Here is a 14,866-nt window from a genome sequence, read left to right as displayed (position 1 = left end):
CGTTAAGGAGTAATTCCATTCTTGTGAGGCCGGTTTGCGGCCTCACATTAAGATTCCGCTTTAAACATCACCAAAAGCATCATGTCCTCCGCCCCAGATCTTCCGACCGCCGATACCGTCGAGGTCGCATCCGAATCCCGCAAGGCCCCGGCCGAACTGATCGCGCGCGAAGTTGCGCGGCGCCGCACCTTCGGCATCATTTCCCACCCGGACGCGGGTAAAACCACGCTGACCGAAAAGCTGCTGCTGTTTTCCGGCGCGATTCAGCTCGCCGGCACGGTCAAGGCGCGCAAGAGCGGCCGCCATGCGACCTCCGACTGGATGGAAATCGAAAAGCAGCGCGGCATTTCGGTCGCCAGCTCAGTCATGCAGTTCGAATACCGCGACCACGTGGTCAACCTGCTCGATACGCCGGGCCACCAGGACTTTTCGGAAGACACCTATCGCGTGCTGACGGCGGTCGACTCGGCGCTAATGGTGATCGATGCCGCCAAGGGCGTGGAAGAGCAGACCATCAAGCTGCTCAACGTTTGCCGCATGCGCGATACGCCGATTTTGACTTTCATGAACAAGCTGGACCGCGAGTGCCGCGATCCGCTGGAACTGCTCGACGAAGTCGAGTCGGTGCTGAAGATCCAGTGTGCGCCGGTGACTTGGCCGATCGGCATGGGCAAGAACTTCCGCGGCGTCTATCACCTGCTGCGCGACGAGATCCTGCTGTTCAAGGCGGGCGAGGAGCGCGCCGACCAGGAATTCGAAGTGGTCAAGGGCATCGACAATCCGCGCCTGGCGGAAATGTTCCCGCTCGAAATCGAACAGCTCAAGATGGAGGTCGAGCTGGTGCATGGAGCATCGCACCCGTTCGACCTTGAAGAATTTCTTGCAGGCAAGCAAACGCCTGTATTTTTCGGCTCCGCGATCAACAATTTCGGCGTGCGCGAAATTCTCAATGCGCTGCTCGACTGGGCACCGGCACCGCGCGAGCGCGATGCAACCGTGCGATCGGTGGAGCCCACCGAGGCGCCGTTTTCGGGCTTCGTGTTCAAGATCCAAGCCAACATGGACCCGGCGCACCGCGATCGTATCGCCTTCCTGCGCGTGTGTTCCGGCCGATTCGAGCGCGGCATGAAGATCAAGCACCTGCGCCTGAACCGCGAAATCAAGGTTTCGTCGGTCGTGACTTTCATGGCATCGAGCCGCGAGCAGGTGGAAGAGGCATACGCTGGCGATATCATCGGCTTGCCAAATCACGGCAATATGCAGATCGGCGACAGCTTTTCCGAAGGCGAATTGCTGCAGTTCACAGGCATTCCGTATTTTGCGCCGGATTTCTTCCGTTCAGTCCGGATCCGCAATCCGCTGAAGATCAAGCAATTGCACAAGGGCTTGCAACAGCTCGGCGAAGAAGGGGCAGTGCAAGTGTTCAAGCCGGTGCACGGCGGCGACTTGGTGCTGGGCGCGGTTGGCGTGCTGCAGTTCGAGGTGGTGGCCAGCCGCCTGCTCAATGAATACGGTGTCGACGCAGTCTTCGAAGGGACCAGCATCAGCAGCGCGCGCTGGGTGACGTCCGACGACAAGAAGGCGCTCGCGGACTTCGAAAAATCGTCGGCCGGTGCCAATATCGCATTTGATGCCGCAGGGAATATGGCTTATCTCGCCACGTCCGGCGTCAACCTCAAGCTCACGCAGGAACGTTGGCCGCAACTGACTTTCCATTCCACACGGGAACATGCAGTGAAGCTGGGCTGATAATTTCTTGCCTTGTGGATCGATATTTGCCAAGTAGTATTATCGATCCACATTTCCCTTCGTACACTTTCCCATCTTTCCCGGCACCGCTGGCCAATTCTGGATTTCAGCGCCGCGTCTAGCGCTCTTTACGCATCTGTTACTAAAACGTGACGTAATGGCATCAAGTTCGCGTTAATTGTTTGGCTTCCCGAGTCAATTTGCGGAATGTCAAATAGGTAAGTCTGCGGCCATCTATACTTAGCGCACGTCTTTTTAACCTCCAATTCCCCCTGGATTTTCATATTGCAACGTCCGGATTCATTGAATTCTGGAGCGTCTGTTTGCAGTTACAGAATTAAGGAGTCAACATGTTAACTGCCACTTATTCCCTTGTTGCAATTGCCGCAGAGCAAGATGCTGCGCATCGCGCTTTGCGGAAATTACGTCACTCTATTCAGAATATGTGGTATGGCTTTCAGAATATTGATTTTTCTTTCCTTGAATCAGCCTTGGCGAAACTTGGCGAGTTTGACGAGTATTGCCGCAAGCGCAAGCTTGAAATGTACGTAATTCCAGTCGTGCGCAATGCGAAACGCGAAGCGGATGCATTGTTAGCCGAACTCGATGCATTAAGTGACAGCGCTCGAAGCATCTTGCATACCGCATGCGAGCGCCTGAGTGCATTAGTCGAAGGTAAAAGCGACCAGCTGCACGGTATCTGTCTGGCAATGGAATCGTATTGCGATCGCTTGCATACGAGGCTGACGAGGGAAGAGGACGAGTTGTTCCCGATGCTGCGCCGTCTGTTATCGGTCGAGGAATGGTTCGGGATCGCTGCGCAATTCCTTTCGGACGATGCCGATACCGATGGGCGCAAGCGCTATCCGCTGCCGCAATTCCGCCTTCCGGCGTCGGCGCCCAGGTCAACCCTGACGGCAAGCTAGGCGGATGAGTTGTCCGTAACGCAAGAAATCTTGCCGGAAGGGCAGGTCGGCGTTAACAGGACGCCTATTGCATAGTTGCATGTTTCTTGGCATGGTGTGCCGATGATTCCAATCAGGTCACGCATGCCGAAAATTCTGAAGTTCACCCAATTCTCGCTCCGCGATTTCCTTGTCGCCGCCGGCCCGGCGGCGCTCGCCATCGTCGTTACCTGCCTGCTGGCGTACTGGCTGGTGGACCCGTCGCCGCCGTCGCAGGTAACGCTCTCGACGGGTCAGGAAAATAGTGCCTACGAGGCATTCGGGAAAAAATATGCTGCCGCGCTCGCGCGCTTCAATGTCCATGTCGCCTTGAAGCCATCGCAGGGATCGCAGGAAAACCTGGCGCGCCTGCAAGACCCGGAATCGGGTGTCGATATCGCCTTCGTCCAGAGCGGCTCGTCCGAGCTGGAGGCCGCCGAGCAAAAAGGACTGGTCTCGCTGGGCAGCTTGTTTACCGAACCGGTCTGGTTGTTCATGCGCGATACAAGAAACATCACTCAGCTATCCCAGCTGCGGGGCATGAAGATCAATGTCGGCCCGGAAGGGAGCGGCGTTCCGGCGCTGTTTCGCAAGCTGCTGTCAGTGAATGGCGTCGAGCCGAAGCAGCTGAAGCTGAGTTCGCTGGAGAATACGCCAGCGACAGTGGAACTGTTGGCAGGGCGCATCGATGGCTTGGTGTTCAGCTCGGCGCCCGACGCGCCGCTGATCCAGATGCTGCTGCAAACGCCCGGCATCAAGCTGTTCGATTTTGCGCTGGCAGAAGCCTATACCCGGCGCTTCCCGTTCCTGTCGCATGTGGTGCTCCCGCGCGGAATCGTCGACCTTGGCCGCGATCTGCCGCGCAAGGATTATCACTTGATTGCGCCGACGGCCACTCTGGTGGCGCGCGCCGACCTGCATCCGGCGGTGGTCGATCTGTTCGTGCAGGCGGCGACCGACATTCACGGCGGCGCCGGCTGGTTTCATAGGAAAGGCGATTTTCCCACCGCAAGCTACACCGAAATCCCGGTATCGCGCGCGGCGCAGCGGTTTTATAAGGAAGGGCCGCCGCTGCTGCGACGGTATCTGCCGTTCTGGCTGGCCAATTTCTTCGAACGCATGTGGGTAGTCGTGGTCGCGCTTGGCGCCTTGATTTTGCCGTTGTCGCGCATCATCCCGCCGCTCTATGTCTGGAAAGTGCGGTCGCGCGTCTACCGCTGGTACGGCCAGTTGCGCGCGGTCGAGCAAGCGATCGAGGACGTGCCGCACGACTTGCAGGCGGATGTCTATCCGGCGCAGCTGAAGCGCTTGAACGACATCGAGGACAGGGTCAACCGGATTTCGATCCCACTGTCGTTTGCGGACGAGTTGTACGGGCTGCGCAGCCACATCAATTTCGTTCGGCGGCGCGTGACCGGACTGATGCGCGCCGAGCCGTGAGGCTCAGGCGCCCAGCCACGGGAGCCCGGCCTTGCACCAGCCTCCGACGGTTTTGCGATGGCCTTCGCCGTCTTTGTCGCCTTCAAATCCTTCGAGAATGTCGAAGCAGTTGGCGTAGCCATGTTCGGTGGCCAGCTTCGCTGCATGCCGCGAACGGACGCCCGAACGGCACAGGAACAGCAGCACATCGTCCTTGCCCGCGACTTGCTCCAGCTGGCGCATGAAATCGGGATTGGGCGTCCCGCCGGGGTAGAGGTTCCACTGCACGGCGGCGTGTTGGGAATCGGCGAGGGCAACTCGCCCCACCCAGTCGCGTTCGGCATTGGTGCGTACGTCCACCAGCTTCGCGGACGGGTTTTGCTGCAGGAGCGCGTAGGCTTCCTGTGGCGTGACTGCTCCTGCATAGGGCAACTGGTGCTCTTGCCCGCGTTGCCGGGCCGTTGAAAGAATCGGGTTAGTCATGGCAGCCTGCATTAAATGAAGTCTTCTGTATTTTATCTTTTAGATTATAGTGATTTGGTCAGATTGATGAGTGTCGCCAAACTGGTGCAAAAAACCGACCTCGCATAAAAAATGCACCAACAAGGTGCAAAGCTAAATTATTGCACTGATTTGGTGATTGCTAGATGAGCTGCTTTTCGCTCGAAAGTATTTCATTTGTTCATTATTTCCTCTAAATTGCGCGCTTTCTGACGGTGCACAAGACTTGTTTTTTTAGAAGATGGTGGCATGGAATCTGCTATCATCTCCGGCTGAGTTTTGGCCGCACTTCAGCCGTTGGCGCTACAGTCGCTGACGGGATACCGAGCGGACTCACAACCGATCCAAAAAAACCCACACCACTTTGCTCATTTAGGAGATTCGCATGGCAATGACGGCCGCAGACGTCTTGAAGATGACGAAAGAAAACGAAGTCAAATTCGTTGATTTCCGTTTTGCAGACACCCGAGGCAAGGAACAGCACGTGACTGTTCCGGTTTCTCACTTCGATATGGACAAGTTTGAGTCCGGCCATGCATTTGACGGTTCGTCAATCGCTGGATGGAAGGGTATCGAGGCTTCCGACATGATCCTGATGCCGGACCCGAATACCGCCAACATCGATCCGTTCATGGAAGAGACCACGCTGTTCATGCAATGCGACGTGATCGAGCCGTCCGACGGCAAGGGCTACGACCGTGACCCGCGCTCGATTGCCAAGCGCGCTGAAGCCTACCTGAAGTCCTCCGGCCTGGGCGATACCGCCTACTTTGGCCCGGAACCCGAATTCTTCATTTTCGATAACGTGCGCTGGAAGATCGACATGTCCGGCTGCTTCGTGAAGATCGGTTCCGAGGAAGCTTCCTGGGCTACCGGCAAGGAGCTCGAAGGCGGCAACACCGGCCACCGTCCGACCGTCAAGGGCGGCTACTTCCCGGTCCCGCCGGTCGACAGCTTCCAGGACATGCGTTCGGAAATGGCGCTGATCCTCGAATCGATGGGCATCCCGGTTGAAGTGCATCACCACGAAGTGGCTGGCGCCGGCCAGAACGAGCTCGGCACCAAGTTCTCCACGCTGGTGCAGCGCGCCGACTGGACCCAGAACATGAAGTACGTGATCTGGAACGTCGCGCACACTTACGGCAAGACCGCAACCTTCATGCCGAAGCCGCTGGTTGGCGATAACGGTTCTGGTATGCACGTGCACCAGTCCGTCTGGAAGGATGGCAAGAACCTGTTCGCTGGCGACGGTTATGCCGGCTTGTCCGAATTCGCGCTGTACTACATCGGCGGCATCATCAAGCATGCACGCGCACTGAACGCGATCACCAATCCGGGCACCAACTCGTACAAGCGTCTGGTGCCGGGCTTCGAAGCGCCGGTGAAGCTGGCTTACTCCGCCAAGAACCGTTCCGCGTCGATCCGCATTCCGCACGTCGCCAATCCGAAGGGCCGTCGCGTCGAAGCACGCTTCCCGGATCCTTTGATGAATCCGTATCTCGGCTTCGCCGCCCTGCTGATGGCAGGCCTGGACGGCGTGCAGAACAAGATTCATCCGGGCGAAGCAGCGACCAAGGACCTGTACCACCTGCCGCCGGAAGAAGATCGCCTGATCCCGACCGTGTGCTCTTCGCTTGACCAAGCGCTCGAGTACCTGGACAAGGACCGCGAGTTCCTGACCCGCGGCGGCGTGTTCAGCGACACCATGATCGACGCCTACATCGAGCTGAAGATGCAGGAAGTGCAGCGCTTCCGCATGACGACGCACCCGATCGAGTTCGACATGTACTACTCGCTGTAATACGTATTGGCCGGCTGGTGCCGAAAGCGGGGGAAACTGCGGTTTTCCCCGCTTTTTTATTTGTAACGAGTTGAAACATTGTGGCGGCATGTGTTTGTAAAGCCTTGATTCTTATCCTAAACTAATAGGCGCTTGGTGTTTCTAAAAAGAAAGATTATGAAAAAGCAATTAGTCGGATTGTTCCTGCTCGGCGCGGCTGTCGGCTACGCCCATGCGCAGAGCGAGGTCTACCTGTGCACGGACGAGCATGGCAAGAAGGAATACAAGAACACCGGCTTGACCAAGGGATGCAAGAAGGTCGATCTGCCCGGGATCACGATGATTCCGGCGCCGCCGAAGCGAGTGGCGGCACAGAATTCACCTGCCAAGGCGGCGGCGAGCTCGCCGTCCGATTTCCCCAAGGTGGATGGCGGCACGCAAAAGGCGCGCGACAACGACCGCAAGCAAATCCTGCTCGACGAAATGAAAAGCGAAGAGCAGAAGTTGGCGAACCTGAAGAAGGATTTCAATAACGGCGAGCCGGAGCGCCGCGGCGACGAACGCAACTATGCGAAATACCAAGAGCGCGTGGCTGCGATGAAGGAAGACATCGACCGTGCCGAAAAGAATATCGAAGCGCTCAAGCGCGAGATCGGTAACTTAAAATAAGGCGGGTATGACGCTTGCATGAAAGGCCGCGTGATGCGGCCTTTATTTTTTTGTTTGGGATCATCTTGAAGACATCCGTTACCTCGCTCGACGGTCTCGACCTGCTATCGTCGGCGGTACTTATCCTCGACGCGGAGTATCGCATCGCGTATGCGAATGCGGCCGCGGAAAACCTGCTGGAGACGTCGATCAAGACGCTGATGCAGCAAAAGCTGGACGACTTGTTTGTAAACGGCAGCACGCTCGATCCAGTGCTGCAGCAGGCGGCCGAACACCAGTTCGCCGACAAGCGCCAGGATCTTGCGCTGGAGCGCGTCGGGCGCGAGCCGCTGCACGTGCACATGATCGTGACGGCGCTCGACTTGCGCGACATGCCGGTGCTGATCGAGCTGCGCGAGAACGTGCAGCAGCTCAAGCAGGATCGCGAGGAGCGTCTGCTCGATCAGAGCCAGGCCAACAAGGAGCTGATCCGCAATCTCGCGCATGAGATCAAGAACCCGCTGGGCGGCATCCGCGGCGCGGCGCAGCTGCTGGAGTTCGAGCTGCCCGAGCGCCACTTGAAGGAGCTGCGCGAGTACACGCAGGTAATCATCAAGGAAGCCGACCGCCTACAGACGCTGGTCGAGCGCCTGCTGGCACCGCACAAGCGGCCGCATATCGTAGGCGACGTGAATATCCACGAAGTGTGCGAGCGGGTGCGCAGCCTGATGGTCGCCGAGTTTCCGCAAGGGCTGACCATCAAGCGTGACTACGACTTGTCCGTGCCGGAATTCCGCGGCGACAAGGAGCAGTTGATCCAGGCGGTGCTCAACATCATGCACAACGCCGCGCAAGCCTTGTCCGAACGGATCAAAAACGGCGATGCGCAAATCACGATTCAGACGCGCATCGCGCGCCAGGTGACGCTCGCGAAGGTGCGCTACAGGCTGGCATTAGACTTGCATATCATCGACAATGGACCGGGCATCCCGCCTGACATCCGCGACCGCATTTTCTATCCTCTTGTCTCCGGGCGGGATGGTGGCAGCGGGCTGGGGCTGACGCTTGCGCAGACGTTCGTGCAGCAGCACATGGGCGTGATCGAATGCGAGAGCAGGCCGGGATGCACCGACTTCAGGATCTTGATACCGCTGCCTTGACAGCACGGCTTTAACCAACGCATACGACGCGGGACGCTCAATAAAATATGAAGCCAATCTGGATTGTTGACGACGACGAATCGATTCGCTGGGTGCTGGAAAAGGCGCTGGCCCGCGAAAACCTCGCCACCAAGAGTTTTGCCAATGCGCGCGATGCGATGGATGCGCTCCAGACCAGCGTTCCTCAGGTCCTGGTATCGGATATCCGCATGCCGGGCGAGTCCGGGCTGGAACTGCTGCAGGCGGTTAAGGCGCGGCATCCGGGCCTGCCGGTCATCGTGATCACCGCGTTCTCCGACCTCGACTCGGCAGTGGCGGCATTCCAGGGCGGCGCCTTCGAATATCTCGCCAAGCCGTTCGACATCGATAAGGCGGTCGAGCTGATCCGCCGCGCGCTCGAAGAAAGCCTGCGCGAATCGGATGTCGAGCAGGCCGTCGCCGACACGCCGGAAATCCTCGGCCAGGCGCCAGCGATGCAGGACGTGTTTCGCGCCATCGGCCGCCTGTCGCAGTCGAACGTCACGGTGCTCATCACCGGCGAGTCCGGCACCGGCAAGGAGCTGGTGGCGCGCGCGCTGCACAAGCACAGCCCGCGCGCGAGCCAGCCGTATATCGCGCTCAATACTGCGGCGATTCCGAAGGATCTGCTCGAATCGGAATTGTTCGGCCACGAGCGCGGCGCCTTCACTGGCGCACAGGCGATGCGGCGCGGCCGCTTCGAGCAGGCGGAAAACGGCACGCTGTTCCTCGACGAGATCGGCGACATGCCGTTCGATCTGCAGACGCGCCTGCTGCGCGTACTGTCGGACGGGCACTTCTACCGCGTCGGTGGGCACCAGCCGTTGAAGGCGAATGTGCGCGTGATCGCGGCGACCCACCAGAACCTGGAGCAGCGCGTGAAGGACGGCCTGTTCCGCGAGGACTTGTATCACCGCCTGAATGTGATTCGCCTGCGCCTGCCCAGTTTGAGGGAGCGGCGCGAGGATATTCCGCTGCTGACGCGCCACTTTTTGGCGCAGAGCGCCAAACAATTGGGCGTCGAAGCCAAGCGCATGTCGGACAGCGCGATGCAATTCCTGGCCGGCCTGGACTTGCCAGGCAACGTGCGGCAGCTGGAAAACCTGTGCAACTGGATTACCGTCATGGCGCCGGGGCAAACGGTGGAAGTGAAGGACTTGCCGCAGGAGCTGACGCATGGCCAGGAATTCGCGCCGCAGTCAACGGCGGGCGCATCCGTGTCAGTCCCGGCGCAGCCGCAAGTGCTCGTCGCGGCGCCGGAGACAGGTGGCATGGTGACGCCGAACGGCAGCGGCCTCGTGTCGCCGGCGCTGCCGGGGGCATCGGGCAACGGCGCCGCAGAAAAGTCCGGCTGGATTGCCTTGCTCGAATCCGAAGCCGCTCACATGCTCGCCGCCGGACAGCCGGAAGTGATGGACGCGCTGGGGCGCCAGTTCGAGTCCGCGCTCATCAAGACCGCATTGAAACATACCCACGGACGCAAGAACGACGCGGCGATCCGCCTCGGGATCGGCCGCAACACGATCACGCGCAAGATTCACGAATTGGGGATCGACGGCGCCAAGGATGACTGAAACCCGGGGCCGGGCCACCGCATACCGTGGCGGTCGGTGTGTGTGCTCCTGCCAGAGTCAGGAATTGCGGCGCGGGTAGCCCTGTGCGGTGATCCGGGTCCAGACCTGTTCCTTTTCCTCTTCCGTCATGAACACCCAGTTCGCGACTTCGACGACGGTGCGTCCGCAGCCGCGACAGACGTCGTCGAAGGTGGTTGAGCAAACGGCAACGCAAGGCGTATCGGGGCGGGAAGGCGGGGATTTCTGCATGGTGTGCCATGATAGGCCAAATGCCGGATGGCCGCCATGCGGCGTTGTTCCGGCGCGAATTCCGGCGGGCGGCTATTCCAGGTATTGCGCATTCCAGCGCTGGTACAGCGCGTAAGCGGCCTGCTTCATCGCGTACTTGTCCGGGTAGGCTTTCGGCTCCAGCGGATCGTACACATAGTAGTTGGCGCGGTTATTGCGGGTCTTCATCATGTGCCAGATCTTGTCCGGCAGCGAGTAGGGCGGCTGCCACTCGAAGTCGTCCTGCGCTTCGTAATGCAGGAAGACCGGCAGGATCGGCACGCCGGTGCGCATCGATACCTCGAACGCGCCGGACTTGAACTCGTCGAACAGGCGCCGTCCCTTGCAGCCGCCTTCCGGATAGAGCGCGATGTTGTGGCCGGCGTTGACCGCGTCGACCATCGCCTGGATCGCCTGCTGGCGCGAGGCAGGGTTGTCGCGGTCGACATACAGCGTGCCGGCGGCCCTGGTGATCCGACCGACGACAAACCAGTCCTGTACCTGCACCTTGGCGAGCGACACCACGTCGAACAGCGCCGGAATGCCGATATCCTCGAAGGCGGCCGGGTGGTTGGCGATCAGGATGAAGCGCTCGGGCAGGCGCCGCCGGTTTTTCTGGTGCAGCCGCAGGTCGATGTCGATGGCGCGCACGAAGGCGCGGCACCAGGCATGGAACAGGCGCGCCACCGGATGCCTGCCGCGCCAGGGCAGCCAGGACAGCGCGACCATCAGCACGGTAAACAAGAGGAAATCAATCCAGCCGACGAGTTTTCGCAGCAGGCGCAGCAGCAGTAGCATCGAGCTTATCCTTGGTCCGAGGGGAATACGGCGTTCGGCGCGCTTCTGCAGCGCGCCGGATCATTATTGCCCTAGAGTATTTGTTGAGCAAGCAGAACGATGGCGGCACGCCACGGCGCAGGTTATTGTTGGCGCGCGAGCTTGCGCCACAAGGTGGTGCGGCTGATACCGAGGTGTTTCGCCGCTGCTTCGCGGTTGCCGTTGAAACGTGCCAGCACCTGCTCGATCGATTCCGGCGCGGCTTGCGGGACAGGTGAACTTGCCGGCAGTGGCGCTGACGTCTCCAGCTCCGGCGCGATCGCCATGACAAAGCCGGGAGACAGTGCCTGCAGCGGTTCGGCGGCAAGGAACAGCGCGACCCGTTCCATCATGTTGCGCAATTCGCGCACATTGCCCGGCCAGGCATACGATGACAGGAGCGGCGCGCAGGCGACGATTTCCGCATGCAGGTTCGCATGCGGGCGCACTCCGAGCGAGGCGAGCGCGTTTTTGAGGCACCATTCCGCCAGCGCCACCAAGTCGTCGGCGCGCTGGCGCAGCGGCGGCAAGGTCAGGCGCAGCACGCACAGCCGGTAAAACAGATCGGCGCGAAAGCGCCCGTCCTTGACGCGCTGATCGAGGTCGCAATGGGTGGCGCTGATGACGCGGACATTCACCGCAATGGGGCGCGTACCGCCGACGCGCACCACTTCACGCTCTTCCAGTACGCGCAGCAGGCGCGTCTGCAGCTGCAGCGGCATTTCGCCGATTTCGTCGAGGAACAGCGTGCCGCGATGCGCGGCTTCGAACAGGCCGGCGCGCCCGCCGCGGCGCGATCCGGTGAATGCGCCTTCTTCGTAGCCAAACAGTTCGGATTCCAGCAGCGATTCAGCGACCGCGCCGCAATTGATCGCGACGAAGGGGTGGCGCGCGCGCTGGCTTTCGCGGTGGATCGATTGTGCAGCCAACTCCTTGCCGGTGCCTGTTTCGCCCTGGATCAATACGGTTGCCGGCGACTTCGCAAACAGCTCGATCGAGTGCCGCGCCGCCTGCATCGCCGGCGACTCGCCGCGCAAGTCGTTCAACCCATGCTTGGCGCGCAGGGTATCCGAGGTTGCGCGGCTGGGGCCGGATTCAAGCTGGGTGAAACGCGCAATTTCCAGCGCATCGTCGAATGCCTGCCGGATCGATGCGGCGGAGTAGACGAACACGCCGGCCAGCCCGGCTTCCTCGACCAGATCGGTGATCAGGCCGGCGCCGACGATGGCCTTGATGCCGCTGGCCTTCAGTTCGTTGATCTGGGCCCGGGCGTCTTCCGCCGTGACATAGGTGCGCTGCGCGATCTGCAGGCCGAAGGTGGCCTGGAAGTCGGCCAGTTCCGGCATGGTCTGCTGGTAGGTGATCAACCCGATGTCGGGCGTGATCTTGCGCGCGCGCGCCAGCGCCTGCATCACGTCGAAGCCGCTGGCCTTGGCAGTCACCACCGGCAGCGACAGGCGGCTCTTCAGATAGGCGGCGTTCGACCCGGCGGCAATGACGGCATCGCAGCGTTCGGTCGCCATGCGCTCGCGGATATGATGGACCGCGTCGTCGAAGCCGAGGTTGATCGATTCGATCGTCGCGCGGCCGTCGTACTCCGGCGTAATGTCGCGAAACAGGTTGCGCAGGCGCGAGATGGCTACCGTCCAGATAACCGGCTTGGTTTCGCTTGGAGGAAGGGGAAGGGTTGGTTCGCGCATGTTTCACGTCTCGTTTCAATGTTTCAAGTGTAACGCAGGTTGAAACGTTTTGAACAGGTTGGTGTGTTTTCGTCATTTGAAATGGATCGCGTAACACACTGAAAATGAAGGAATTATTTTGTGAGGGCGAGGAAGCAAGCTATGCCGTTACCGAATGGCACGGCGATTGCAATAACAGGGACAGCTTCTCTCAATGAAACAGTCCACACAAGGTGACGACATGAGTCTTTATTCCGCAGGCGCCGCTTTCCGCAAGGCCGTCAAAGAAGAATCGCCGCTGCAGGTGGTCGGCGCGATCAACGCCAATCACGCTCTCTTGGCCAAGCGCGCCGGCTACCGCGCGATTTACCTGTCCGGCGGCGGCGTTGCAGCCGGCTCGCTCGGCTTGCCCGACCTTGGCATTTCCAATCTCGATGACGTGCTCACTGACGTGCGCCGCATTACCGATGTGTGCGACGTGCCGCTGCTGGTGGACGTCGATACCGGCTTCGGCTCGTCCGCGTTCAACGTGGCGCGCACCGTGAAGTCGATGATCAAGTTCGGCGCGGCCGCGATCCATATCGAAGACCAGGTTGGCGCCAAGCGCTGCGGTCATCGTCCGAACAAGGAAATCGTGAGCAAGCAGGAAATGGTCGACCGCATCAAGGCGGCGGTCGATGCACGTACCGACGAGAATTTCGTGATCATGGCGCGCACCGATGCGCTCGCCGTCGAAGGGCTGGAAGCGGCGCTGGAGCGCGCGCAAGCCTGCGTGGAAGCCGGCGCGGACATGATTTTCCCGGAAGCGATTACCCAGCTCGACATGTACAAAACCTTCGCAGACGCAGTGAAGGTGCCGGTGTTGGCCAACATTACCGAGTTCGGCGCAACACCGCTGTACACCGTCGAGGAACTCAAGAGCGTGAATGTGGGCTTGGTGCTGTATCCGCTGTCGGCCTTCCGCGCCATGAACAAGGCGGCCGAGAACGTCTATAACGCCATCCGCCGTGACGGCACGCAAAAGAATGTGGTCGATACCATGCAGACGCGCATGGAACTGTACGATCGCATCAACTACCATGAGTTCGAGCAAAAACTGGATGCGCTGTTTGCGCAACAAAAATCGAAATAAATCTGTCAGGAGATATTGATGAGCGAACAACAAGCTGGCTTCAAGCCGAAGAAATCCGTTGCGCTGTCCGGCGTAACCGCAGGGAATACCGCACTGTGCACGGTCGGCCGCACCGGCAACGATCTGCATTACCGCGGCTATGACATTCTCGACATCGCCGACGAATGCGAATTCGAGGAAGTGGCGCACCTGCTGGTGCACGGCAAGCTGCCGACGCCTGCCGAACTGCGCGCCTACAAGGCCAAGCTGAAAGCGCTGCGCGGCCTGCCTGCCAACGTGAAGGCCGCGCTGGAGTGGCTGCCGGCTTCGTCGCACCCGATGGACGTGATGCGCACCGGCGCATCGGCGCTGGGCTGCGTGCTGCCGGAGAAGGACGACCACAACACGCCGGGTGCGCGCGATATCGCCGACCGCCTGATGGCGTCGTTCGGATCGATGCTGCTGTACTGGTATCACTACAGCCATAACGGCAACCGCATCGAAGTGGAAACCGACGACGATTCGATCGGCGGCCATTTCCTGCACCTGCTGCATGGCGAAAAGCCGTCCGAACTGTGGGTTCGCGCAATGCATACTTCGCTGATCCTGTACGCCGAGCACGAGTTCAATGCGTCGACCTTCACCGGCCGCGTGATCGCCGGCACCGGCTCCGACATGTATTCCGCCATCACCGGCGCCATCGGCGCGCTGCGCGGCCCGAAGCATGGCGGCGCCAATGAAGTCGCGTTCGAGATCCAGAAGCGCTACGACAATCCGGACGAGGCGGAAGCCGATATCCGCAAGCGCGTCGAGAACAAGGAAGTGGTGATCGGCTTCGGCCATCCGGTCTATACCGTGTCCGACCCGCGCAACAAGGTGATCAAGGAAGTCGCACGCAAGCTGTCCAAGGAAGCCGGCTCGATGAAGATGTTCGACATCGCCGAGCGTCTGGAATCGGTGATGTGGGAAATCAAGAAGATGTTCCCGAACCTCGACTGGTTCTCCGCGGTCTCATACCACATGATGGGCGTGCCGACCGCGATGTTTACGCCGCTGTTCGTGATCGCGCGTACCTCCGGCTGGTCGGCGCACATCATCGAGCAGCGCATCGACAACAAGATCATCCGCCCGAGCGCAAACTACGTCGGCCCGGAAGATCTGAAGTTTGTTCCGATCAATAAGCGCAAGTAACGCCATGGA

Annotated in this window: 13 protein-coding genes; 9 read left to right on the top strand and 4 right to left on the bottom strand. The window is 60.1% G+C overall.

Going from position 1 to position 14,866, the window contains the following annotated elements; translation table 11 throughout:
* Positions 1–81: 81 nt before the first annotated feature.
* From TSA66_RS07210 to TSA66_RS07200, 3 genes are all read left to right on the top strand, one after another.
* The gene (locus TSA66_RS07210; protein WP_040039543.1) at positions 82–1,749 is read left to right on the top strand and encodes a peptide chain release factor 3; all 1,668 of its coding nucleotides are present in this window, start codon (positions 82–84) and stop codon (positions 1,747–1,749) included.
* 350 nt (positions 1,750–2,099) lie between these two features.
* On the top strand, positions 2,100–2,675 hold the full coding sequence (locus TSA66_RS07205; protein WP_157691630.1) for a hypothetical protein: 576 nt from the start codon (positions 2,100–2,102) through the stop codon (positions 2,673–2,675).
* A gap of 123 nt (positions 2,676–2,798) precedes the next feature.
* Entirely contained in the window at positions 2,799–4,133 is a 1,335-nt protein-coding gene (locus TSA66_RS07200; RefSeq protein ID WP_040039541.1) for a TAXI family TRAP transporter solute-binding subunit, read from the top strand.
* 3 nt (positions 4,134–4,136) lie between these two features.
* Here the strand turns inward: TSA66_RS07200 and TSA66_RS07195 are convergent, their stop codons facing one another.
* A complete protein-coding gene (locus tag TSA66_RS07195; protein ID WP_040039540.1) occupies positions 4,137–4,595 on the bottom strand; it encodes a rhodanese-like domain-containing protein in 459 nt (152 codons plus the stop codon).
* A 403-nt stretch (positions 4,596–4,998) separates the two neighbouring features.
* Between TSA66_RS07195 and glnA the strand changes: the two genes are divergently transcribed.
* The 4 genes from glnA to ntrC all read left to right on the top strand — a co-directional run bounded on the left by glnA (position 4,999) and on the right by ntrC (position 9,793).
* On the top strand, positions 4,999–6,414 hold the full coding sequence (gene glnA, locus TSA66_RS07190) for a type I glutamate--ammonia ligase (protein WP_040039539.1): 1,416 nt from the start codon (positions 4,999–5,001) through the stop codon (positions 6,412–6,414).
* 156 nt (positions 6,415–6,570) lie between these two features.
* A complete protein-coding gene (locus tag TSA66_RS07185) occupies positions 6,571–7,062 on the top strand; it encodes a hypothetical protein (RefSeq protein WP_040039538.1) in 492 nt (163 codons plus the stop codon).
* Positions 7,063–7,127: 65 nt separating this feature from the next.
* Entirely contained in the window at positions 7,128–8,201 is a 1,074-nt protein-coding gene (gene glnL, locus TSA66_RS07180) for a nitrogen regulation protein NR(II) (protein WP_040042311.1), read from the top strand.
* Between the two features lie 47 nt (positions 8,202–8,248).
* On the top strand, positions 8,249–9,793 hold the full coding sequence (gene ntrC / locus TSA66_RS07175) for a nitrogen regulation protein NR(I) (protein ID WP_040039537.1): 1,545 nt from the start codon (positions 8,249–8,251) through the stop codon (positions 9,791–9,793).
* A 57-nt stretch (positions 9,794–9,850) separates the two neighbouring features.
* Here ntrC and TSA66_RS07170 read toward each other — a convergent pair whose 3' ends face one another.
* From TSA66_RS07170 to prpR, 3 genes are all read right to left on the bottom strand, one after another.
* Complete coding sequence (locus TSA66_RS07170; protein ID WP_040039536.1) at positions 9,851–10,042, bottom strand: DUF1289 domain-containing protein; 192 nt, start codon at positions 10,040–10,042, stop codon at positions 9,851–9,853.
* 72 nt (positions 10,043–10,114) lie between these two features.
* A complete protein-coding gene (locus TSA66_RS07165) occupies positions 10,115–10,858 on the bottom strand; it encodes a lysophospholipid acyltransferase family protein (protein WP_040039535.1) in 744 nt (247 codons plus the stop codon).
* A gap of 122 nt (positions 10,859–10,980) precedes the next feature.
* Positions 10,981–12,576, bottom strand: coding sequence for a propionate catabolism operon regulatory protein PrpR (gene prpR / locus TSA66_RS07160; protein WP_040039534.1), 1,596 nt, complete (start codon positions 12,574–12,576; stop codon positions 10,981–10,983).
* Positions 12,577–12,796: 220 nt separating this feature from the next.
* Between prpR and prpB the strand changes: the two genes are divergently transcribed.
* A complete protein-coding gene (gene prpB / locus TSA66_RS07155; RefSeq protein ID WP_040039533.1) occupies positions 12,797–13,687 on the top strand; it encodes a methylisocitrate lyase in 891 nt (296 codons plus the stop codon).
* A gap of 18 nt (positions 13,688–13,705) precedes the next feature.
* Positions 13,706–14,857, top strand: coding sequence for a bifunctional 2-methylcitrate synthase/citrate synthase (gene prpC, locus TSA66_RS07150; protein WP_040039532.1), 1,152 nt, complete (start codon positions 13,706–13,708; stop codon positions 14,855–14,857).
* Positions 14,858–14,866 lie beyond the last annotated feature (9 nt).

It is taken from the genome of Noviherbaspirillum autotrophicum (assembly GCF_000818395.1).
In the GTDB taxonomy this organism is placed as follows: Bacteria; Pseudomonadota; Gammaproteobacteria; order Burkholderiales; family Burkholderiaceae_D; genus Noviherbaspirillum; species Noviherbaspirillum autotrophicum.
The sequence above is the reverse complement of the archived record's forward strand: the minus strand, read 5'-3'. Positions and strand labels throughout refer to the sequence as shown.

Coding starts and splice junctions, on each gene's coding strand:
- TSA66_RS07210 (WP_040039543.1), top strand. CDS start 82: ATGTCCTCCGCCCCAGATCTTCCGACCGCCGATACCGTCGAGGTCGCA.
- TSA66_RS07205 (WP_157691630.1), top strand. CDS start 2,100: ATGTTAACTGCCACTTATTCCCTTGTTGCAATTGCCGCAGAGCAAGAT.
- TSA66_RS07200 (WP_040039541.1), top strand. CDS start 2,799: ATGCCGAAAATTCTGAAGTTCACCCAATTCTCGCTCCGCGATTTCCTT.
- TSA66_RS07195 (WP_040039540.1), bottom strand. CDS start 4,595: ATGACTAACCCGATTCTTTCAACGGCCCGGCAACGCGGGCAAGAGCAC.
- glnA (WP_040039539.1), top strand. CDS start 4,999: ATGGCAATGACGGCCGCAGACGTCTTGAAGATGACGAAAGAAAACGAA.
- TSA66_RS07185 (WP_040039538.1), top strand. CDS start 6,571: ATGAAAAAGCAATTAGTCGGATTGTTCCTGCTCGGCGCGGCTGTCGGC.
- ntrC (WP_040039537.1), top strand. CDS start 8,249: ATGAAGCCAATCTGGATTGTTGACGACGACGAATCGATTCGCTGGGTG.
- TSA66_RS07170 (WP_040039536.1), bottom strand. CDS start 10,042: ATGCAGAAATCCCCGCCTTCCCGCCCCGATACGCCTTGCGTTGCCGTT.
- TSA66_RS07165 (WP_040039535.1), bottom strand. CDS start 10,858: ATGCTACTGCTGCTGCGCCTGCTGCGAAAACTCGTCGGCTGGATTGAT.
- prpR (WP_040039534.1), bottom strand. CDS start 12,576: ATGCGCGAACCAACCCTTCCCCTTCCTCCAAGCGAAACCAAGCCGGTT.
- prpB (WP_040039533.1), top strand. CDS start 12,797: ATGAGTCTTTATTCCGCAGGCGCCGCTTTCCGCAAGGCCGTCAAAGAA.
- prpC (WP_040039532.1), top strand. CDS start 13,706: ATGAGCGAACAACAAGCTGGCTTCAAGCCGAAGAAATCCGTTGCGCTG.